Consider the following 19,033-nt stretch of genomic DNA (forward strand, 5'->3'; position numbering starts at 1 on the left):
GAAGAGAGACGACGAGGAAAAGCATGTTCGAACTGTCGTCGGAGCACGAGGTGCTCCGTTCCGTCGTCCGGAAGTTCGCACGCAACGAGATTGCGCCGCACAGCGCCGAGTGGGACCGGGAGGCACGGTTCCCGGTCGACCTGATCCCGAAAATGGGCGAGCTCGGACTCTTCGGGGTGCAAGCGCCTGAGGAGTTCGGCGGCGCCGACGCCGACTTCCTCTCCTTGTGCGTTGCCATCGAGGAGCTCGGCCGCGTGGACCAGTCGATCGGCATCACCCTCTCCGCCGGTGTCGGTCTGGGGATCAACCCGATCCTTGCCTTCGGCACCCAGGAGCAGAAGGAGCGGTGGCTGCCGGACCTCGTCGCGGGCCGCTCCTTGGCCGCCTTCGGTCTCACGGAGCCCGAGGCCGGTTCGGACGCCGGCGGCACCCGGACCCGCGCACGCGAGGAGGACGACTGCTGGGTGATCGACGGGTCGAAAAGCTTCATCACCAACTCGGGCACTCCGATCACCTCTGTCGTCACCGTCACAGCGCGTACCGGTGAGCTGCCCGACGGCAGCCCGGAGATCAGCGCCATCCTGGTGCCCGCCAAAACCCCCGGCTTCATCGTCGACCCGGCCTACCGCAAGCTCGGCTGGCACGCCTCCGATACCCACGGCCTGACGTTCGCGGGGTGCCGCGTCCCGGTCGAGAATCTCCTCGGCGAGCGTGGAGCCGGCTTGCGCCAGTTCCTCCAGATCCTCGACGAGGGTCGCATTGCGATCTCCGCCCTCGCCTTGGGACTTGCCAAGGCATGCCTCGACGTCGCCACCCAGTACGCCACGACGCGCACGGCGTTCGGCCGGCCCATCGGCGCGAACCAGGGCATTGCCTTCCAGCTCGCCGACCTCGCCGTCGCCGTCGAGGCGGCAGAGGCGCTGACCTACAAGGCCGCCTGGCTCAAGGACGAGCGTGACGCCGGCCGCCGCCCGGCGAAGGAGATCACCCAGGCCGCTGCGGTGGCCAAGCTGTTCACCACGGAGGCCGCCGTGGCGGCCGCCCGCACCGCCACGCAGGTCTTGGGGGGCAACGGCTTCATGGAGGAGTTCCCAGTCGCCAAGTACTACCGGGATGCCAAGATCCTCGAGATCGGCGAGGGCACCTCCGAGATCCAGCGCATGGTCATCTCCCGAGGGCTTGGCCTGCCGCGCTGACCTCGAGCGCCCGACCGCTCTGCCGCGACCGGTCATCTCCTGGGTCAGCGGCTCCGTGCGTCCGTCCGGGAACTCGGTAGCCCGACCCGCGCACGCTGAGGGGCCCTGGCTCGCCCCGCCGCAGGACTGACAACGGCTGAGCAGGTACATCTCGCTGCTTGCACCCTGCCTCCCAGGTTCTGCCCCTACAGAGGCACCCGTCAGACGTGCTACGCGCCTACGCCGCCGGGGCGTGCGCCTTCGGCATCCGCACATGCCGCGGACCGTGTGCGCCGTGCCAGCGACAACGGGCGTTCGGCTCCGGGCCGGCGACCGGCGATGATCGGGCCATGAGTCCCCGTCAGCCCCTCAGGCACATGGCATTCCTGGCCGCGCTCACCACGGCCGGGTGCTCCCCGACCGGCGTGGAAATCCGCGGCCAGCTACCGCCCTGCAGCCCGATGGGGACGCTCGCCGTTGAGGAACTGTCGGCGTACACCGACTGCAGCCTCGAGGGTTGGACGCTGGTATTTCCTGACAGCGAGACCTTTGTGGTCGGGTCCGCGAACGGCTCAGCCAGCACAACCGAGCACCCCGGCCTGGAGTGGGGAGCGTCGAACTGGGGCGGCGACGGCACGGTCGCCTGGCGGCGCACCAATGACGGGATGACCTTCTGGGGGCCGCGCGCGGCAATCGACCGCGAGGTTCTGCTGCTCTCACGTGACCTCGACTGACGCGCGGTCATGCCGCACCGAGGGCGGCTACGCTCGCCCGGATCTGCCGCTGCCTGCGCGTCTGCCGATCTCCGGATGGGTCGTCGCGGTGACGAGCTGGGGATGTGCGGCCGGGTGGTGTCGCTCACGGACTCCGCGGACCAGCCGTGGTGCCGGCGACGGCGCCGCGCACCGCGCTGACTCGGAGGCGGTCGGACAGGGCGAGGACCTCGTCGCGCAGGGCGTCGGGGGTGATCACCTCGAAGTCCCAGCCGAGCCCGGCGAGCATGCGGGCCATGCCGTCGAGGTGCTCGACGCGCGCCTCGAGGAGCACGCCGTCACGGTGCTCGCTCAGCTGTCCCACGCTCGGGGGCAGTCGCTCGCCCGCTTCCGCGAGCGTGGTCCGCAGCACGACGGAGACCTCGTGCGACCACCTGACCGCCGCGATGCCGGACACGACCTGCGTCGTCGCGTCGAAGTCGGCGGGCACGGCGTAGGAGCCGTCGCCCTGCCTGACTGAGGCGATACGGTCCAAGCGGAAGGTCCGCACGTCATCACGGCCGTGGTCGTGTCCGGTGGCGTACCACCGGCCGAAGTGGAAGACCAGGCCGTATACGTCGAGCTCACGCTGCGACTCCTGTCCGTCCCAGGCGGTGTAGGCGATCACGACGGTGCGCCGCGCGTGCGCTGCCCAGGCCAGATCAAGCAGCGTGTCGGCGCCGGCGCCGGCGGGAGCGCTGGGGCGCGCCGGGGTCGTGAACTGTGCGGTCGACAGCAGGCTGTCGATCCGCTGGCCCAGGGCCCGCGGCAGTACACGCGACACCTTGGCCAGCGCGTTCGCCGTCGCCGCGTGGTCGGTGGTGGCGAGCCCCGCGCGTTCCGCGGCCCGCAGGCCGAGGACGACGGCGACGGCCTCGTCGTCGGTGAGCATCAGCGGCGGCAGCTTGTAGCCCGGTGAGAGCCGGTAGCCGCCGTACCTGCCCCGCTGCGCCTGGACGGGGATCCCGAGGTCGGCAAGATGCTCGGCATAGCGCCGGACGGTCCGCTCGTCGACCCCGAGCCGCGCCGCGAGATCGCCGACGGTGCGCTGCCCGCCCGCCTGGAGCAGCTCCAGCATCGCCAGCACGCGTGCGGCGGGGCGGGTCACGGCTCTCCTCGGGGCTGCATGGAAAGAACTGCGATGCGCATCCTGAATACCGGGCGGAATCTGTCCACAAACCATTCTAACGTCGTGTCATGAACACCACCTACGTCCTCGTCCCCGGCTTCTGGCTCGGCGCCTGGGTCTGGCGCGCCGTCGCAGACTCGCTGAGCGAGCGCGGCCACGTCGTGCATGCCGTCGACCTCTGCGGCATGGGCGAGCGCGCCCACCTCGCCTCGCCCGAGACCGACCTGACGACCCACATCGACGACGTCGTGCACCTGCTCGAGCAGCACGACCTCCACGACGTCGTGCTCGTCGGCCACAGCTACGGCGCCCTCGTGACGACCGGTGCGGCAGACCGCGCGCCTGAGCGGGTGGCCCGCCTGGTCTACATCGACTCGGGTCCCCTGCCGGACGGCATGGCACAGGCCGACTTCGAGGGGCCCGACGCGCGGGCGGCCGACGAGGACCTGGTCATGACACACGGCCAGGGCTGGAAGCTCCCCCCGCCGCCCTGGGCCGTACTCGCCGCCGAGGCGCCCGAGGTCGACGACGACGCCGTGGCCGCGCTGGTCGAAGGCTCACAGCCGCAGCCCTGGCGCACCGCCACCCGGCCGGTCGCGCTCACCGGCGCCTGGGAGCGGCTGCCACGGACGGGCGTGCTGTGCAGCTTCGGCCTTGAGCAACTGCGGCAGATGGCGCCCTGCACGCCGATGTTCGCGCACATGGTCGACGGCGACTGGGCGTACGTCGAGCTGCCGACGTGGCACTGGCCGATGGTGAGCCGACGGGCGGAACTCGCCACGGTGCTGGAGTCGGTCAGTCGCTAGGCGCTCGCGCCCAGTTGCTTCGCGCGCACGACGCGCGCTCATGCCGCACCGCGGGCGGCTACGCCCACCAGCTCTGCCGCGGAGCGGAGCGGGCCCATGCCGTTCTTCAGTGCGCGTTCGTGCGGTAGAGCGCTACGCCGGCGCCGGCCTCGGGGGGGCCGCGTGGCCAGCCGGAGAGATCGTTGACGCCTGAGGGCACTGCGAGGACCGTAGTCGTTGCGTTCGCAGTGAGGAGGCGGCGATGCGATCCCTCCGATGCATTCTGGGTCTGCATGCGTGGAAGAAGGAGGCCGTGCGCGACAAGGGAGGCCCGTACGCGGTGTATCAGCGGTGCTCGCGGTGCGGGAAGGACCAGACTCCCTATGAGCCCCCAGATCAGAACGCGATCCTGCGCGGATCGCTCGGTGGCTCCTGACGGCCTTGCTCGAGCGCGGGCGATGCGCTCGCCGCACGGCCTGAACCGGACTCAGCGGCAGGATGACTCCGCGGCCGTGCGAGCGCAGGTGGGCATCCGCACATGCCGGCCGCACTGAGGGCGGCTGCGCTCGCCGTGTCGATCTGCCGCAGGCAGGGCTCTGTCGGACCGATGAGCCGCGGGGGGATGCTCAGCGATGCCTACTGCATCGGAATTCCTACCCACACCCACGAGTGGCCCACGCTGGCGGCTTGATCCGCTGCGCGTTCCGGTCGCCGGCAATCGCGCGCGCTATCGCGGTGAGACACGCCGCCATACCGAGTCAGATCTTCGCATCTACCTGACCTGGTGCCAGGAGCACGACCTTGACCCGCTCACCGCGCGACGCCCTCACGTGGAGCTCTGCATCCGGTGGATGCAGGACACCCAGCGCTACGCCCCCTCGACCGTCTCCCGGCGGAGGTCGGTCGTCGTCGGCTTCTACCGCACGTGCGCCATTGACGAAATCCTCGAGCACTCCCCAGCCGAGTACGTCCGGCGTCCGAACGTGCCACCCGAGTCACCCACCCTCGGCCTGACCCATCTCCAGCTCCAGGCCCTGTTGACCGCGTCGCGGACAACGCCCAACACGTGCGACTTCGCGCTCGTCTGCCTCAACACCGTCGGGCGCCGACTCGACCGTCACGCCGCCACGCGACGACTGCGCCACCTCGCCCAGGACCCAACTACATCCTCGCGGCCTACAGGGCTTCGGGCACCTGACGGTGATGAACCCCTGCGGGCCCAGCCTTGCCATGAGCGCAACTTGACGCCACAATTGTGTGCATGACCGTCGAGCCACTCCGCGAGGTCCGGAACCATTTCAGCGAGGTCATCGACCGTGTCGAGCACGAGCACGAGCGAGTGACAGTGACGCGCAACGGGCGCCCGGTCGCCATCATCTTGAGCCCGGAGGACCTCGACGAGCTCGAGGAGACGTTGTCAGTCCTGAGCGATCCACAAGCGCTGGCGGACATTCGCGAGGCCGACGGGGCATACGTGGCCGGTGACGTCGTTCGCGGGGTCGAGGCCGTTCGCGGACTTCGCGCGTGAGCGACGCTCCCTACGAGCTCATCCTCACCCCGCCGGCCGTCCGAGCCGTCAAGTCCGCACTTCCCCGCGCCGTAGCGGAAGCGGTCATTGAATTCGTCACCGGAGCGCTGGTCGACAACCCGCACCGCGTCGGCAGGCAGTTGCGCGGCGACCTCGCCGGGATCCACTCGGCTCGGCGCGGCACCTACCGTGTCCTCTACCGGATCAACGAGACACGGCGCGAAGTCGTCGTCCTCCGCATCGACCACCGGCGAGAGGTCTACCGACCAGGGTGAGCGCTCATGCCGCTGGTCACGCGTCGCGTCCTGCAAGTGGGCGGGGATTCAGCACCGCCCCGTCGTGGGCACCAGACTGTCCCCCGTCACCGTTGACCGTTGATTCTGCCGATGAGGAGGCGGCGGAGACGGTCCACCGAGATGACACCCTCCGGCGCCTGACCAATACCGGTCCTGCCGAGAACCGTGAAGGCGACGATTGTATCGCGTTGCGTTACGCGATACGCTGGTTCGGTGATCGTGACCTTCAGGCACAAGGGTCTGGAGCAGTTGTACCGCGACGGGTCGAAGAAGGGCGTGCAGGCGGCTCACGTGCCCAAGCTGGTGCGCATCTTGTCGGCGCTGGACGTGGCGCAGACACCTGCGGATCTTGCGATCCCGTCGTTTCGCACCCACCCGCTGAAGGGCGACCTGGCGGGGCAGTGGTCGATCTGGGTGAACGGGAACTGGCGGGTGACGTTCAGGTTCCTGGACAACGACGTCGAGCTCGTGGACTACCAGGACTACCACTGAGAGGCAGATGAGGGTGATGGCGATGAAGAACCCGGTGCACCCGGGCGAGATCCTGCGCGAGGACGTGCTGGGTGACCTCGGGCTTGGCGTGAGCGAGGCCGCATCCCGGCTGGGAGTCTCGCGGGTGGCGTTGAGCAGGGTGCTGCACGGGCACGCCCGGATCAGCCCGAATTTGGCGGTCCGGCTGGAGGAGGCCGGGGTCGGGACCGCCCGCGCGTGGCTGGCAATGCAGTCGGCTCACGACCTGGCCGCCGAGCGCGCCACCGGCTCACCGAAGGTCCGCCGCCTTAGCGACGTCGCCTGACTCGCGCGCATCTGCCGCCGCACGCGCGCCTGTCGAGGAGCTAGCGCCTTGTCACGAGCGGGGAAAGATTTGGGTGCGCCGTCTCGTCGCAGCCATGTAGCGACCGACCGGGGCACCTCTGGAGCCGCCATCGCTTTTCGTTATACGATTTGTCCATGGTGAGCGACGCGAGCATTCAGCAGTGGACCGACGAGGCCGAAGTGGGATACGACGTCGATGCCCTCAAGCGTCGGGGTCGTGGACGCCCTGGTCGCGGGGCTGAACCGATGCAGGTCGTGGCGGTCCGGCTGACCGCCGAGGAGCTCGACGCTATCGACGCGGCGGCTGCCAAGAACGACATGAGCAGGTCCGAGGCGATCCGGGCTGCGCTGGCTCACTTCGCTGCGTGAAGGTCCACCGGAGCGCTCAAGCACGGCGTCTTGCCGGAGGACGCGATCCAGGCGGCGCAGTGGGCGCTGTGGATCGAGCCCCTTGTGGACGACGACGCTCCCCGCCGAGAGCTGCGCCTGGGCTTCGACACCGGAGCCCGCCTGCTGGAGACGGTGGTACTCATCCTCGAGAGCGGCGACGAGATGGTCGTCCACGCGATGCCGGCTCGAAGGAAGTACCTCGACCTCCTGCTGTAGTTTCCAGACCGGCACCCGGCCGCTCGTCGACGCTTCCGATCGAGAGTCCGCTTCTGCCGCTCGTCGCGCACCGAGTTGGCGGTCCCATGATGACGTCCTACGGCCTGAGGCCGGGGCCCGGCGGGGCGGTAGCGGGCCTGGACGAGTGGCAGCGTTCGGGTGGTTCATCTCAGGTGACGGTGCCGTCTTCTTTTACCCTGATCGTGGTGTCGCCGCATACGGGCTGGTCGGAGGTGTCGAGCACGGTTCCGGTAGCAGTGTCGGTGACGATGAACCCATCGCCCACACACGTGTCTTTGCCTTCAATCCAGGTGCGCTCCGCGGCCAGCACCCGATCCCCTTCCTTGGCAGGGAACTCCTGAGGCTCGACCTCAACGCCCGTGAGCGTCAGGGTGACCGGCGCCGTCCGATGGTTGACCAGGTTCGCGATCGGAGGAGTCCGGTCGAGTGGGATGCAGCCGGCCAGGGTGATCGATGCCAGCCCGGCGAGCACAAGAAGCGCAACACCGGTGCCCTGAGCAGTCGAGTCGGTCACCAGGTCGCGCTCCTTTCGTAGGTGATGGGCGGGTCGTCAGTGATGGGCGGGCGGTCAAGTGGTCGGGCCTGCCTGGTCCGCAGAACCGTCGGTCCTGATGCTCAGACGCGTCGGCATCCCGACCAAGTGTCGCCCAAGGCGAATCAAACCCATACCGCCGGAAGCATCCGTGAGGCATCAGTTCTCCTACCACGAAGGCGAGACACCGAGCCGCCCGACCCGAGGCTGCCCCTGAGACGTCCGTAGGCTTCGGACTACCCATCGAAGACGCCGCGGCTGCACGCGTCGCGCCCATCCGCTCATGTCGCTGTCGGCTTGGCGCCGAGAGGCGTGGATGTCGTCGGGGAGCTCGTACCCCGACCGTGCGATCACGTTCGTGCGCCGGGCGCCGGGCGCCGGGCGCTCGTCGCAGTCCTGTCGGGGACACTGGGTGACGACCGACCATAGCTTCGACGAGGAGTCAGCCGTGCCCGAGGGAACCGTTCGCTGGTTCGACACCGACCGGGGGTTCGGTTTCATCGCCCTCGGGCAGGAGGCAGAGGACCTGTTCGTACATGCGTCCGAGATCGTCAGCGACGACCCGACCAAGCTGCTCCGCGAGGGACAGGTGGTCGAGTTCGAGATCGGCGAGGGGGACCGCGGCCCGCAGGCCCGCCGGGTCCGGGTCACGGGCGACCAGTCCGCCGACACACCGCTGGGCGTGCTCGGCACCGTCGTCTGGTACGAGCCTGCCAAGGGGTACGGCTTCATCACCCCCGACGGCGGTGGTGCCGAGATCTTCGTGCACAGCTCGGCCATCGTGGGGGGCGGCGTGGTGTGGGAGGGGCAGCGGGTGGCGTTCCTCGTCGTCGACGGGGAGCGAGGTCCGCAGGCAGACCATCTGCTGCCCCTGGGGACGCAGGCCGCCCACCAGGCCGTGGCGTCCGACGGGGCGGACGGCACCGTGTCCTGGTACGACCGGGACAAGGGCTTCGGGTTTATCACCCCTGAATCTGGCGGTCCCGATGTCTTCGTCCACGTCCGGGCCCTGGCCGGCGGGCTCGCTGAGCTGCACGAGGGGGACCGGGTGACGTTCGACGTCGCCGTGGGCGAGAAGGGCCCGCAGGCTCGCGACGTGCGCCTCGCGCGCAGCTCGACACCTCGGGGCGCACCCACGGCGTCGACGACCCGCGGTCGGTCGGGGCACCAGGAGGCATCTGGCATCCAGGCGCGCGGCGGCGAGGGCGTGGTCGCGCGCTACGACGCGGAGCGGGGTTTCGGCTTCATCGCCCCGGACGCGGGAGGCGCGGACCTGTTCGTGCACGTGTCGGTCCTCAGAGGTGCCGAGGCGCTGCACCAGGGCGATCGGGTCCGCTACCAGGTGCGACAGAGCGATCGAGGACCACAGGCCGACCGCGTCGAACGGGTGTGAGCGGGACGGAGGTCCGGGCGGAGCTGGAGCTCCCGACGTCATAGACCAGCCGATAAGGGTGCAGGTCGAGTCGTTCCTGGACCAGCACCGCAGCCTGTCGTTGGCAATCGACAAGCGGTGTGGGGACGGTCCGGCTGCGACGTACCAGGGTGTCAGGTAGCGCTCCGTACCGCGTGGCGCACGTACACCACGCCATTGCGGAACCGTCGGTGGTCCAGCAACTCGAGGTGGAGCCGTACCCCCCGGGGCAGCGCCGGCTTGCCGCCGCCCACGACCACGGGGCACAGCAGCAGGACGCACTCGTCGACCAGCCCGTGCCGGAATGCCTCAGCCCCGATGGCCGCGCCGCCGATGCTCAGGTCCGAGCCCGACGTCTCCTTGAGCCGTCGTACCGCCTCGGGCTCGAACTGCCGCTCGATCCTCGTCCGTGCCGTCGACACCTCGTCGAGCGTCGAGGAGTAGACGACCTTGTCGGCGTCGCGCCAGATCTCCGCGTACTCGCGCACGACGGCCGGCGCGGTCGTCAGCCAGTCGTCGTCCTCCCAGACGCGCATCGTCTCGTACATGCGGCGCCCGTACAGCGACGTGCCGATGTGCCGCTCGTGCTCGTTCCAGAACGCGTGCACCTCGTCGTCGGGCACCGACCAGTCGAAGGAGCCGGTCTCGTCCTCCAGGTAGCCGTCGAGCGAGGTGTTGGCTGCGTAGATCAGCTTGCCCATGGGTGCCTCCGCCCGGACGGGGCTACAGCGTGCATCGTCACGGCGGCACCGGCAAGGGCATCGACGGTGAGCTCGCCGAGCCCGCCGCCCGAGAACCCGGGTCGACGCCGATCGCGGGAGGTCGCTCACGCGCGCTGCGAGGATGTCCCTGTGATCACGAGCCGAAAGCCGCGCCGGCCGGACGTCACCACGGTCGAGTTCGTGGGGGGCGTCGAGGCGCTCGTGCTCGAGCTGCACAGCCACGACGAGCGGTGGGCAGACATTTTTCGTGATCACCGGCGGCGGATCCGGGACGCGCTCGCGGCGGTGGACGTCGAGATCGAGCACATCGGCTCCACGTCCGTCCCCGGGCTGGCGGCGAAGCCGATCATCGACATCGTGGTCACGGTGGACGACATCACCGCCGAGGAGGACTACCTCGATGCGCTCCTGGCGGCGGGGTACGAGCTGCGGGTCCGCGAGCCGGGGCACCGCCTCGTGCGCACCCCAGCACGCGACGTCCACGTGCACCTCTGTGAACGGGGCGATCCCGCCGTGGACGACTACCTTCTCCTCCGCGATCACCTGCGGTCCGACGCGCGCGACCGCGCCCTCTACGAGAGCACCAAGAGGACGCTGCTCAGCAAGCGGTGGGACGACACGAACGACTACGCCGATGCCAAGACCGCCGTCATCCTCGCGATCAAGGAACGAGCGAGGGACGCTCGCGGACAGTGAGCATGCGGACGTTCCGGATGGCCCTGGAGCGGGCGTTGCTCCGACGGGGCGCAGTCGTGCGTGAGGCGCAGTACCTGACCGCGAACCTCGGCGCCTTCTCCTCGTTCCGGACCGTGCTGCCGGTGTCCGGCTGATCCCCGGACGTCCCGACCCGCACCGCGAGTCGCTAGCCTCGTCGGGTGGACACGGTCCAGAAGCACAACATCCGCGTCTCGGGAGTGCCCGGGGCGCAGCCGGTCGTCTTCGCCCACGGGTTCGGCTGCGACCAGAACATGTGGCGCCACGTCGCCCCGCACTTCGAGGACGCGTTCACCGTCATCACGTTCGACCACGTCGGCGCCGGCGGCTCCGACCTGTCGGCGTACGACCCCGTGCGGCACGGTTCGCTGCAGGGTTACGCCGAGGACGTCCTGGCGATCATCGACGACCTGGACCTCAAGGACGTGGTGCTCGTGGGCCACTCGGTCTCCGCGATGATCGCGGTGCTTGCCGCCGTTGCCGAGCCCGACCGCTTCGAGAAGCTCGTCCTCGTCGGCCCGTCACCGCGGTACACCGACGACGCGGGCTACTCGGGCGGCTTCACCGAGGCCGACATCACCGAGCTGCTCGAGTCGCTGGACAGCAACTATCTCGGCTGGTCCAGCGCGATCGCCCCCGTGATCATGGGCAATGCCGACCGTCCGGAGCTCGGGGCCGAGCTGACCGCCAGCTTCTGCCGGACGGACCCCGAGATCGCTCGCCGGTTCGCCCACGTGACGTTCCTGTCCGACAACCGCGCCGACCTGGCCGACGTCACCGTCCCGACGCTGGTCCTGCAGTGCACCGACGACGTCATCGCGCCCGTCGCCGTGGGGGAGTACGTCCGCGACGCGATCCCCGGTGCCGAGCTCGTGATGCTCGACGCGACCGGCCACTGCCCCAACCTCAGCGCCCCCGAGTCGACGACCGCCGCGATCGCCGCGTTCGTCCGCGGCTGAGGTCCCGCAGCCCGTGGTCAGCTCGTCCCTCGCCGGCGCGGATGCCGCCTTCCAGGAGGCGCTCAGGCGGGACGACCCGGCGGAGCTGTACGACCGGGCGCCGTGCGGGTACCTGTCGACGACGCCGGACGGCGTCATCGTGCGCGTCAACGCGACGTTCCTCGCCTGGACCGGGCACCGACGCGAGGACCTCGTCGGCAGGGGCCGCTTCGTGGACCTGCTGTCCGTCGGTGGCCGGATCTACCACGAGACCCACTACGCGCCGATGCTGCGTCTGCAAGGCGCAGCGCGGGAGATCGCGCTCGAGATCGTGTGCGCCGACGGCCGGCGACTGCCCGTCCTCGTGAACTCGGTGCTCGACCACGACTCCGACGGCGCCCCGTCCGTCGTCCGGACCGCGGTGTTCGACGCGACCGAGCGCCGGCGGTACGAGCAGGAGGTGCTCGCGGCCAAGCGCCGCGCCGAGGAGTCGGAGGCGCGCGCGGTCCAGCTCGCGCAGACCCTCCAGCAGACGCTCATCCCGCCGACGCCGCCGCACATCCCCGGCCTCGACGTCGCCGCCGCGTACCGGCCCGCGGGCGACGGCCGGCACGTGGGCGGCGACTTCTACGACGTCTTCCAGGTCTCGACGGACGACTGGGTCGTCGCCCTCGGCGACGTCCAGGGCAAGGGCGCCGAGGCCGCGGTCGTGACCGCGCTCGCGCGCTACACCGTGCGCGCCGCGTCGGTCGACCACGACTCCCCGAGCGAGGTCCTGCGCACCCTCGACCACGTGCTCCACAGCTCCGAGACGGACCGCTTCTGCACCGCGGTGCTCGTGCGGGTGCGTCGCAGCGAGGGCACGTGGCGTGCGACGGTCGCGTGCGGCGGTCACCCGCTCCCGCTGCTGCGCCGCGCTGGGCGGTCACCGGTCAGGGTGGGTGAGCACGGAGCCCTGCTCGGCGTCCTGCCCCACGCGAGGTTCACCGACACCGAGGTCGCGCTCAAGCCCGGCGACGCGCTCGTGCTCTTCACCGACGGCGTGACCGAGGCGCGGCGTCCCGGGCAGTTCTACGGGATCGAGCGTCTCCTGGCGGTCGTCGACGAGCACCGCGCCGCCGCGGCCGAGGTGACCGACGCGATCCTCGCGGACGTCATGACGTTCCAGTCCGGCGACGCTCGTGACGACATCGCCGTCGTCACCGTCGCCGTGCACTGACGCCGGTCTCTCCGGCCGCGCATCCCCGAGACCGAGCACGCGCCGCCGTCGGGCCCGGTCCGGTCAGACCCGGTCCGCTCAGACCCGCTCAGATCAGACCCTGCCGGGCCGGGCCCGCGCGACGCGGCGCGCGATGCGCTCCGCCCGACCCGCGCGCAGACCGTCCACGGTGAGGATCACCAGCGCGAGCCAGACCAGCGCGAAGCCCGCCCACCGGGCCGCGGGCATCTCCTCGCCGAGCACGAGGACGCCGATGGCGAACTGCATCGTCGGGCCGACGTACTGGAGCATCCCGAGCACGCTCAGGGGTAGTCGCCTCGCCGCGCCGCCGAACAGCAGGAGCGGCACCGCGGTGATGACGCCGGCGCTCGCGAGCAGGGCCATGTGCCACCCGCCGTTCGCGCCCCACGCCGCGTCGCCGCTCGCCTGCAGCAGCAGGAGGTAGCCGAGCGCGAACGGCGCCAGCACGGTCGTCTCGACGGCCAGGCTCGTCACCGCGGGCACGGTCCGCCCGACCCTGTTCTTGATGAGGCCGTACAGCCCGAAGGTCCCGGCGAGGGCGAGCGCGATCCACGGGAGCCGCCCGACGCCCGCGGTGATGACGACGACGGCGACGGCGCCGACGCCGAGCGCGACCCACTGCGCGCGCCGCAGCCGTTCGCCGAGCGCGAGCACGGCCAGGACGACGGTGAGCAGCGGGTTGATGTAGTAGCCGAGCGCCGTGTCGATGGTGTGACCGCTGAGCACCCCGTAGACGAAGACGAGCCAGTTGAGCGCGACCAGCGCACCCGCGACCGTCAGCGTCGCGAGCGTGCGGCCCGACCGGAACGCCGCGGTGAAGGTGCCCCACTGGCGCGTGGCGAGCAGCACCACCAGGCAGAACAGCAGCGACCAGACGACCCGGTGCGCGATGATCTCGACCGGGCCCGCGGGCTCGAGCAGCGGGAAGTAGAGGGGCATGACGCCCCAGAGCACGTAGGCGCCGAGGCCGAGCGCGAGGCCGCTGCGGTGCGTGGCGGCTGCGGCCGCCTCGCGGCCGGCTGCGTCCGGACCGGCCGCGTCCGGACCGGCTGTCGCGGGACCGCCCGGCGCGAGGGGCGGCGTCGTGCCCGATGGCGTCGTGCCCGATGGCGTCGCGCCCGACGGTGTCGTCGTGGGCCCGGGCGGGGGAGTGGCGGGGTGCACGGGTGCAACGTACGCCAGCCGCGGTCAGGTCGGAGTGAGGGGACCCTCACCCCGCCGTACACTGGGTGGCAGGCCCCGTGCCGTCGGTCGACCCGGCCAGGACCCGGTACCCATCCCGTACCGGTCCCGGACCCCCTCACCCGGCCCGCGCGGCACCCCCGACCCGGAAGGCACCACCGCCCTGTGAGCCCCCAGCCCGCGAGCAGCAGCCGAGCCCTGCGCGTCGCCGTCGTCGGCGCCGGCCCGGCCGGCATCTACGCCTCGGACATCCTCTCCAAGACGGACCTCGACGTCAGCATCGACCTGCTGGAACGGCTGCCCGCCCCGTTCGGCCTCGTGCGCTACGGCGTCGCGCCCGACCACCCGCGGATCAAGCAGATCATCGTCGCGCTCCACAAGGTGCTCGAGCGCGGCGACATCCGCCTGCTCGCGAACGTGGACTACGGCGTCGACCTCAAGCTCGAGGACCTGCGCCAGTTCTACGACGTCGTGATCTTCTCGACGGGCTCGATCCGGGACGCCGAGCTGCCGATCCCGGGGATCGACCTGCAGGGGTCCTACGGCGCCGCCGACTTCGTGTCCTGGTACGACGGCCACCCCGACGTGCCGCGCACCTGGCCGCTCGGAGCGCAGCACGTGGCGGTGCTCGGCGCGGGGAACGTCGCGCTCGACGTCGCGCGCATCCTCGCGAAGCACGCGGACGACCTGCTCCCGACCGAGATCCCGGCCAACGTCTACGAGACGCTCAAGGCGTCGCCGGTCACGGACGTGCACGTCTTCGCGCGGCGCGGGCCGGCTCAGGTGAAGTTCTCGCCGCTCGAGCTGCGTGAGCTGGGCCACGTGCCCGACGTCGATGTGGTCGTCTACCCCGAGGACTTCGACTTCGACGAGGGGTCGATGGCGGCGATCCACTCGTCGAACCAGACGAAGCAGGTCGTCAAGACGCTCACGGACTGGACGCTCAAGGAGCCCGAGGAGCTGACGGCCTCGCGCCGGATCCACCTGCACTTCCTGCACCGGCCCGCCGAGGTGCTCGGCGAGGACGGGCACGTGGTCGGCGTGCGGACCGAACGCACGGCGCTCAACGGCGACGGCACGGTGTCCGGGACGGGCGAGTACCACGACTGGCCCGTGCAGGCCGTGTACCGCGCGGTCGGGTACTTCGGCTCGCCGCTCGTGGACATCCCGTTCGACGGCCTCAAGGGCGTCATCCCCAACCGCGAGGGTCGGGTCGTCGACGTCGACGGCGAGGTCGTGCCGGGCGTCTACGCGACCGGCTGGATCAAGCGCGGCCCGGTCGGGCTGATCGGGCACACCAAGTCCGACGCGACCGAGACGATCCGCCACCTCGTCGAGGACGCCGCCGCGGGCGACGGCACCGCGCTGCACACGGCGACCGAGACCGGGCCCGATGCCGTGCTGGAGTTCCTGCACGCGCGCGGCGTCCCGGTGGTCGAGTGGTCGGGCTGGCAGGTCCTGGACGCGCACGAGCGGGCGCTGGGTGAGGAGGCGGGTCGCGAGCGCGTCAAGGTCGTGCCGCGCGACGAGATGACGGCGATCGCCCGCGGCGAGCACCGGCGGCCGACCGCCGGCTGAGACCAGCTCCCGGGCGACGTGTCAGACCCAGCGCGCCCTCGGCGTCGCGCTCGGTCTGACAAGTCGTGAGCCACCCGCTCAGCACCCCCGCCGGGAACCCCCGCCGCCTCGGAGGCGTTGTCAGGTCGAGGACGCACAGCGGGCCGAGGACGCACTGCGAGAGGAGCACGCCCCCATGGGTCATCGGCATCTCAACGGGTTGAAGACCGCCGCCCTGTTCGGCGTCCTCTGGGCCGTGCTGCTGGGGATCTACGCGCTCGTCGGCGGCGGCAACCGCAGCCTGTTCTTCGTCTTCGCCGGCATCGGCGTGCTGAGCACCGCCTACAGCTACTGGAACTCCGACAAGATCGCGATCCGCGCCATGCGCGCGCGCCCGGTGAGCGAGCTCGAGCAGCCCGCGATGTACCGCATCGTCCGCGAGCTCTCGACCTCCGCCCGGCAGCCCATGCCCCGCCTCTACGTCTCCCCGACCGCCGCGCCGAACGCCTTCGCGACAGGTCGCAACCCGCGCAACGCCGCCGTCTGCTGCACCGAGGGCATCCTCCAGCTGCTCGACGAGCGCGAGCTGCGCGGCGTCCTCGGGCACGAGCTCATGCACGTCTACAACCGCGACATCCTCACCTCGTCGGTCGCGGCCGCCGTCGCCGGCCTCATCACGTCGTTCGCGCAGTTCCTCATGTTCTTCGGCGGCGGCCGCGACCGCGGCGGCAACCCGCTCGCCGCGCTCGCCATGGCGATCCTCGCGCCGTTCGCCGCGATGCTCGTCCAGCTCGCCATCAGCCGCACGCGCGAGTACGACGCCGACGAGGACGGCGCCCGCCTCACCGGCGACCCGCTCGCCCTCGCCTCGGCGCTCCGCAAGCTTGAGCTGGGCACGCAGCGCGCGCCGCTCCCGCAGGATCGCGACCTCGTCGACGTCTCGCACCTCATGATCGCCAACCCGTTCCGCGGCGGCGGCGTCGGCCAGCTCTTCCGGACGCACCCGCCGATGAGCAACCGCATCGACCGCCTCCAGCGCATGGCGGGCGTCCCGCCGACGTCGCTCTACTGAGCCGGCCCGCTGCACGACGGCGACGTCCCGGCGTCGTCGTCGCGCGGCGGTACCGTCCAGTCCCATGATCGAGCTCCGCGCCGCCACGCCCGACGACTGGGCCGCGATCCATCCTTTCTACGCCGCCATCGTCGAGGCCGGCGCGACCTACGCCTTCCCGGCCGGCCAGGCCCTCGAGGAGGCGCGTGCCTGGTGGATGGAGCAGCCGCCGGGGCGGACGATCGTCGCGGTGGACGACGACGGCGCGATCGTCGGGTCGGCCAAGCTGGGTCCCAACCGGCCGGGTCGCGGGGCGCACGTCGCGACGGCGTCGTTCATGGTGGATCCCGCGCACCACGGCCGGGGGATCGGCCGCGCGCTGGGGCGCGAGGTGCTCCGCCTGGCCCGCGGGGACGGGTACCACGCGATGCAGTTCAACGCCGTGGTCGAGACCAACACGGCGGCGGTCCGGCTCTGGCAGTCGCTCGGCTTCGAGGTCCTCTGCACGGTCCCCGAGGCGTTCGACCACCGCGAGCACGGGCTCGTCGGCCTGCACGTGATGTACCAGCGGCTCTGACCGGCGGCGCCGTGGCCGTCCCGCGCCGCCGTCCCACGCCGCCGGTCCGCGCCGCCGTCCCACGCCGCCGGTCGAGCCGCGGCGCTCAGCGGTAGTTGACGAACTGGAGCGCGACGTCGAGGTCCGACTCCTTGAGCAGGGCGATCACCGACTGCAGGTCGTCGCGGCTCTTGGCCGAGACGCGCAGCTCGTCGCCGGTGATCTGCGCCTTGACACCCTTGGGGCCCTCGTCGCGGATGATCTTGCTGATCTTCTTCGCGTTCTCGCTGCTCAGGCCCTCCTTGACGGAGGCCTCGAGGCGGTACTCCTTGCCGGAGAGCCTCGGCTCCTTGTCGCCCGTGTCGAGCGACTTGAGCGAGATGCCTCGCTTGATGAGCTTGGTCTCGAACACGTCGAGGATCGCGAGGACCCGCTCGGGCGCGTTGGCGATCATCACGATCTTCTCGCCGCTCCAGGCGATCGAGGCGCCGACGTTCTTGAAGTCGTACCGCTGGGCGATCTCCTTGCCGGCCTGGTTCAGGGCGTTGTCGACCTCCTGCCGGTCGACCTTGCTGACGACGTCGAACGACGACTCGCTCGCCATGGCTCCTCCAGGTGCTGGTGGCCGCGCCGGGGCGCGGCGTCGGGGGCGGTTCGTGGCACCCGCCCGGGTGTTGCTATCCTTCCACCCGCACCACTCGCGACGCTCTTCCCAGGAGCGCCGCGACGGCCCGGCGGGTTACCCGAGTGGCCAAAGGGGGCTGACTGTAAATCAGCTGGCAACGCCTACGGGGGTTCGAATCCCTCACCCGCCACCGACACGGGGCGCCCTCGTCAGAGGGCGCCCCGTTCGCGTCCGCCCGCCGCGCCGCGGCCCGGCCCGCTCGCCCGGCCCTGCCCGACTGACCCGGCCCTGCCCGGCTGACCCGGCACTGCCCGGCTGACCCGGCCCTGCCCGGCCCACCTGTCCCGGCCATGCTCGCGGCCTGCCCTTCCGCGCGGAGCATGTGGCGCGTGGGGCTGGAGAGCGGTCGATCCGCCGTCGTCCCGCCCCGTGCGCCTCACGAGTCCCGTGCTCCGCGCGGACCGACCCCCGGCCCCCCGCACGCCACCCCATCCGGGACCTCGGTCCGGGTCCCGCGCGTCCGGTCGCACCTAGCGTGGAGAACGCAGACGACAACGCCGCACGGGAGGCGAGAGAGCAGCTCGGCGGCCGATCGACCGGCCTGACGTCCGGTCGGGCAGGAGCTCGTGATGGGACGGTTCGACGGCAGGGTGGCGATCGTCACCGGCGGTGCACGGGGGATGGGCGAGGCCGAGGTCCGGCGCCTGGTCGATGAGGGCGCGAGCGTCGTCATCGGCGACGTGCTGGTCGAGGAGGGCCAGGCGCTCGCGGACGAGCTGGGCGACAAGGTCGTCTTCGTCGACCTCGACGTGAGCGACGAGATGGCCTGGGAGAAGGCCGTGCTCGCGGCGCACGAGGCGTTCGGGCCGGTCGACGTGCTGGTCAACAACGCCGGCATCCTCGCGTGGGGACCGATCGACCAGACCGACCCGGAGACGTTCCGGCGGGTGCTCGACGTCAACCTCACCGGCGCGTTCCTCGGCATCCGCGCCGTGGCGCCTGACATGAAGGCGGCCGGCAAGGGCGCCATCGTGAACATCTCGTCGGCGGCTGGGCTGGTCGGCATGCAGAACCTCCCGGCGTACTCGGCGAGCAAGTGGGGACTGCGGGGCCTGACGAAGTCGGCGGCGATGGACCTGGGACACAGCGGCATCCGCGTGAACTCGATCCACCCGGGCGGCGTGCGCACCCCGATGGCGGCGGGCGCGGACGACCCGAGCGCGTACGCCGGCCAGGCCGTCACGCGCATCGGGGAGCCCGAGGAGATCGCGGCGGCGGTCGCGTTCCTCGCGAGCGACGAGGCGGCGAACATCACCGGCGCGGAGCTCGCGGTCGACGGCGGGCTGGTGCTCGGCACGGTGCGCTGACGCGGCCCGTCGCGGCCCGGCTGCCACGAC

23 protein-coding genes and 1 tRNA gene are annotated in these 19,033 nt (G+C 71.1%); 19 read left to right on the plus strand and 5 right to left on the minus strand.

Going from position 1 to position 19,033, the window contains the following annotated elements:
- The first annotated feature begins 23 nt into the window (after positions 1 to 23).
- Both HIR71_RS01045 and HIR71_RS01050 read left to right on the plus strand, forming a co-directional pair.
- Positions 24 to 1,196 (plus strand): acyl-CoA dehydrogenase family protein, encoded by a 1,173-nt coding sequence (locus HIR71_RS01045; protein WP_169322737.1) that lies wholly within the window; start codon positions 24 to 26, stop codon positions 1,194 to 1,196.
- A 356-nt stretch (positions 1,197 to 1,552) separates the two neighbouring features.
- Positions 1,553 to 1,909, plus strand: a complete 357-nt coding sequence (locus HIR71_RS01050; RefSeq protein ID WP_169322738.1) for a hypothetical protein — start codon at positions 1,553 to 1,555, stop codon at positions 1,907 to 1,909.
- Positions 1,910 to 2,033: 124 nt separating this feature from the next.
- On the opposite strand, the gene HIR71_RS01055 is transcribed toward HIR71_RS01050, so the two are convergent.
- Positions 2,034 to 3,035, minus strand: coding sequence for a helix-turn-helix transcriptional regulator (locus HIR71_RS01055; protein WP_169322739.1), 1,002 nt, complete (start codon positions 3,033 to 3,035; stop codon positions 2,034 to 2,036).
- An 89-nt stretch (positions 3,036 to 3,124) separates the two neighbouring features.
- On the opposite strand from HIR71_RS01055, the gene HIR71_RS01060 reads away from it, so the two are divergent.
- From HIR71_RS01060 to HIR71_RS01090, 7 genes are all read left to right on the plus strand, one after another.
- Positions 3,125 to 3,862, plus strand: a complete 738-nt coding sequence (locus tag HIR71_RS01060; RefSeq protein WP_169322740.1) for an alpha/beta fold hydrolase — start codon at positions 3,125 to 3,127, stop codon at positions 3,860 to 3,862.
- A gap of 1,240 nt (positions 3,863 to 5,102) precedes the next feature.
- The gene (locus HIR71_RS01065; protein ID WP_169322741.1) at positions 5,103 to 5,369 is read left to right on the plus strand and encodes a type II toxin-antitoxin system Phd/YefM family antitoxin; all 267 of its coding nucleotides are present in this window, start codon (positions 5,103 to 5,105) and stop codon (positions 5,367 to 5,369) included.
- A complete protein-coding gene (locus HIR71_RS16560) occupies positions 5,366 to 5,644 on the plus strand; it encodes a type II toxin-antitoxin system RelE family toxin (RefSeq protein ID WP_169322742.1) in 279 nt (92 codons plus the stop codon). Before HIR71_RS01065 ends, HIR71_RS16560 begins: the two co-directional genes overlap by 4 nt.
- 234 nt (positions 5,645 to 5,878) lie before the next feature.
- Positions 5,879 to 6,157: a type II toxin-antitoxin system RelE/ParE family toxin gene (locus tag HIR71_RS01075; RefSeq protein WP_169322743.1), complete on the plus strand. Its 279-nt coding sequence runs from the start codon at positions 5,879 to 5,881 to the stop codon at positions 6,155 to 6,157.
- A gap of 7 nt (positions 6,158 to 6,164) precedes the next feature.
- Positions 6,165 to 6,461, plus strand: coding sequence for a HigA family addiction module antitoxin (locus tag HIR71_RS01080; protein WP_249051437.1), 297 nt, complete (start codon positions 6,165 to 6,167; stop codon positions 6,459 to 6,461).
- Between the two features lie 155 nt (positions 6,462 to 6,616).
- A complete protein-coding gene (locus HIR71_RS01085; RefSeq protein WP_169322744.1) occupies positions 6,617 to 6,850 on the plus strand; it encodes a ribbon-helix-helix domain-containing protein in 234 nt (77 codons plus the stop codon).
- Positions 6,851 to 6,880: 30 nt separating this feature from the next.
- On the plus strand, positions 6,881 to 7,087 hold the full coding sequence (locus HIR71_RS01090; protein ID WP_169322745.1) for a toxin: 207 nt from the start codon (positions 6,881 to 6,883) through the stop codon (positions 7,085 to 7,087).
- A 169-nt stretch (positions 7,088 to 7,256) separates the two neighbouring features.
- On the opposite strand, the gene HIR71_RS01095 is transcribed toward HIR71_RS01090, so the two are convergent.
- Entirely contained in the window at positions 7,257 to 7,622 is a 366-nt protein-coding gene (locus tag HIR71_RS01095; protein WP_169322746.1) for a hypothetical protein, read from the minus strand.
- Positions 7,623 to 8,088: 466 nt separating this feature from the next.
- Here HIR71_RS01095 and HIR71_RS17100 point away from each other — a divergent pair, with 466 nt between their 5' ends.
- Positions 8,089 to 9,033: a cold-shock protein gene (locus tag HIR71_RS17100; protein ID WP_169322860.1), complete on the plus strand. Its 945-nt coding sequence runs from the start codon at positions 8,089 to 8,091 to the stop codon at positions 9,031 to 9,033.
- 152 nt (positions 9,034 to 9,185) lie between these two features.
- Here HIR71_RS17100 and HIR71_RS01105 read toward each other — a convergent pair whose 3' ends face one another.
- Positions 9,186 to 9,752 carry a dihydrofolate reductase family protein gene (locus HIR71_RS01105; protein WP_169322747.1) on the minus strand — a complete coding sequence of 189 codons (567 nt, stop codon included), beginning with the start codon at positions 9,750 to 9,752 and terminating at the stop codon, positions 9,186 to 9,188.
- A 150-nt stretch (positions 9,753 to 9,902) separates the two neighbouring features.
- Between HIR71_RS01105 and HIR71_RS01110 the strand changes: the two genes are divergently transcribed.
- From HIR71_RS01110 to HIR71_RS01125, 4 genes are read left to right on the plus strand one after another with little or no spacing between them, the layout of a single operon-like run.
- Positions 9,903 to 10,469 (plus strand): GrpB family protein, encoded by a 567-nt coding sequence (locus HIR71_RS01110; RefSeq protein WP_169322748.1) that lies wholly within the window; start codon positions 9,903 to 9,905, stop codon positions 10,467 to 10,469.
- Positions 10,466 to 10,603, plus strand: coding sequence for a hypothetical protein (locus tag HIR71_RS01115; RefSeq protein WP_169322749.1), 138 nt, complete (start codon positions 10,466 to 10,468; stop codon positions 10,601 to 10,603). The genes HIR71_RS01110 and HIR71_RS01115 overlap by 4 nt, the downstream gene beginning before the upstream one ends.
- A gap of 45 nt (positions 10,604 to 10,648) precedes the next feature.
- Positions 10,649 to 11,446 carry an alpha/beta fold hydrolase gene (locus tag HIR71_RS01120; RefSeq protein ID WP_169322750.1) on the plus strand — a complete coding sequence of 266 codons (798 nt, stop codon included), beginning with the start codon at positions 10,649 to 10,651 and terminating at the stop codon, positions 11,444 to 11,446.
- A 13-nt stretch (positions 11,447 to 11,459) separates the two neighbouring features.
- Positions 11,460 to 12,644, plus strand: coding sequence for a PP2C family protein-serine/threonine phosphatase (locus tag HIR71_RS01125; RefSeq protein WP_169322751.1), 1,185 nt, complete (start codon positions 11,460 to 11,462; stop codon positions 12,642 to 12,644).
- Between the two features lie 93 nt (positions 12,645 to 12,737).
- Here HIR71_RS01125 and rarD read toward each other — a convergent pair whose 3' ends face one another.
- A complete protein-coding gene (gene rarD / locus HIR71_RS01130; RefSeq protein ID WP_169322752.1) occupies positions 12,738 to 13,829 on the minus strand; it encodes an EamA family transporter RarD in 1,092 nt (363 codons plus the stop codon).
- 183 nt (positions 13,830 to 14,012) lie between these two features.
- On the opposite strand from rarD, the gene HIR71_RS01135 reads away from it, so the two are divergent.
- From HIR71_RS01135 to HIR71_RS01145, 3 genes are all read left to right on the plus strand, one after another.
- Positions 14,013 to 15,425: an FAD-dependent oxidoreductase gene (locus HIR71_RS01135; RefSeq protein ID WP_311836008.1), complete on the plus strand. Its 1,413-nt coding sequence runs from the start codon at positions 14,013 to 14,015 to the stop codon at positions 15,423 to 15,425.
- Between the two features lie 175 nt (positions 15,426 to 15,600).
- Positions 15,601 to 16,476: a zinc metalloprotease HtpX gene (gene htpX, locus HIR71_RS01140; RefSeq protein ID WP_169322753.1), complete on the plus strand. Its 876-nt coding sequence runs from the start codon at positions 15,601 to 15,603 to the stop codon at positions 16,474 to 16,476.
- A gap of 64 nt (positions 16,477 to 16,540) precedes the next feature.
- The gene (locus HIR71_RS01145) at positions 16,541 to 17,032 is read left to right on the plus strand and encodes a GNAT family N-acetyltransferase (protein ID WP_211373607.1); all 492 of its coding nucleotides are present in this window, start codon (positions 16,541 to 16,543) and stop codon (positions 17,030 to 17,032) included.
- Positions 17,033 to 17,117: 85 nt separating this feature from the next.
- On the opposite strand, the gene HIR71_RS01150 is transcribed toward HIR71_RS01145, so the two are convergent.
- Complete coding sequence (locus HIR71_RS01150; protein ID WP_169322754.1) at positions 17,118 to 17,615, minus strand: YajQ family cyclic di-GMP-binding protein; 498 nt, start codon at positions 17,613 to 17,615, stop codon at positions 17,118 to 17,120.
- A gap of 129 nt (positions 17,616 to 17,744) precedes the next feature.
- Here HIR71_RS01150 and HIR71_RS01155 point away from each other — a divergent pair.
- Together HIR71_RS01155 and HIR71_RS01160 are read left to right on the plus strand one after the other, a co-directional pair.
- A tRNA-Tyr gene (locus HIR71_RS01155) sits at positions 17,745 to 17,826 on the plus strand.
- A 439-nt stretch (positions 17,827 to 18,265) separates the two neighbouring features.
- Positions 18,266 to 19,003, plus strand: coding sequence for a glucose 1-dehydrogenase (locus HIR71_RS01160; RefSeq protein ID WP_169322755.1), 738 nt, complete (start codon positions 18,266 to 18,268; stop codon positions 19,001 to 19,003).
- Positions 19,004 to 19,033: the final 30 nt, after the last annotated feature.

This window comes from Cellulomonas fimi (genome assembly GCF_012952065.1).
GTDB lineage: Bacteria > Actinomycetota > Actinomycetes > Actinomycetales > Cellulomonadaceae > Pengzhenrongella > Pengzhenrongella fimi_A.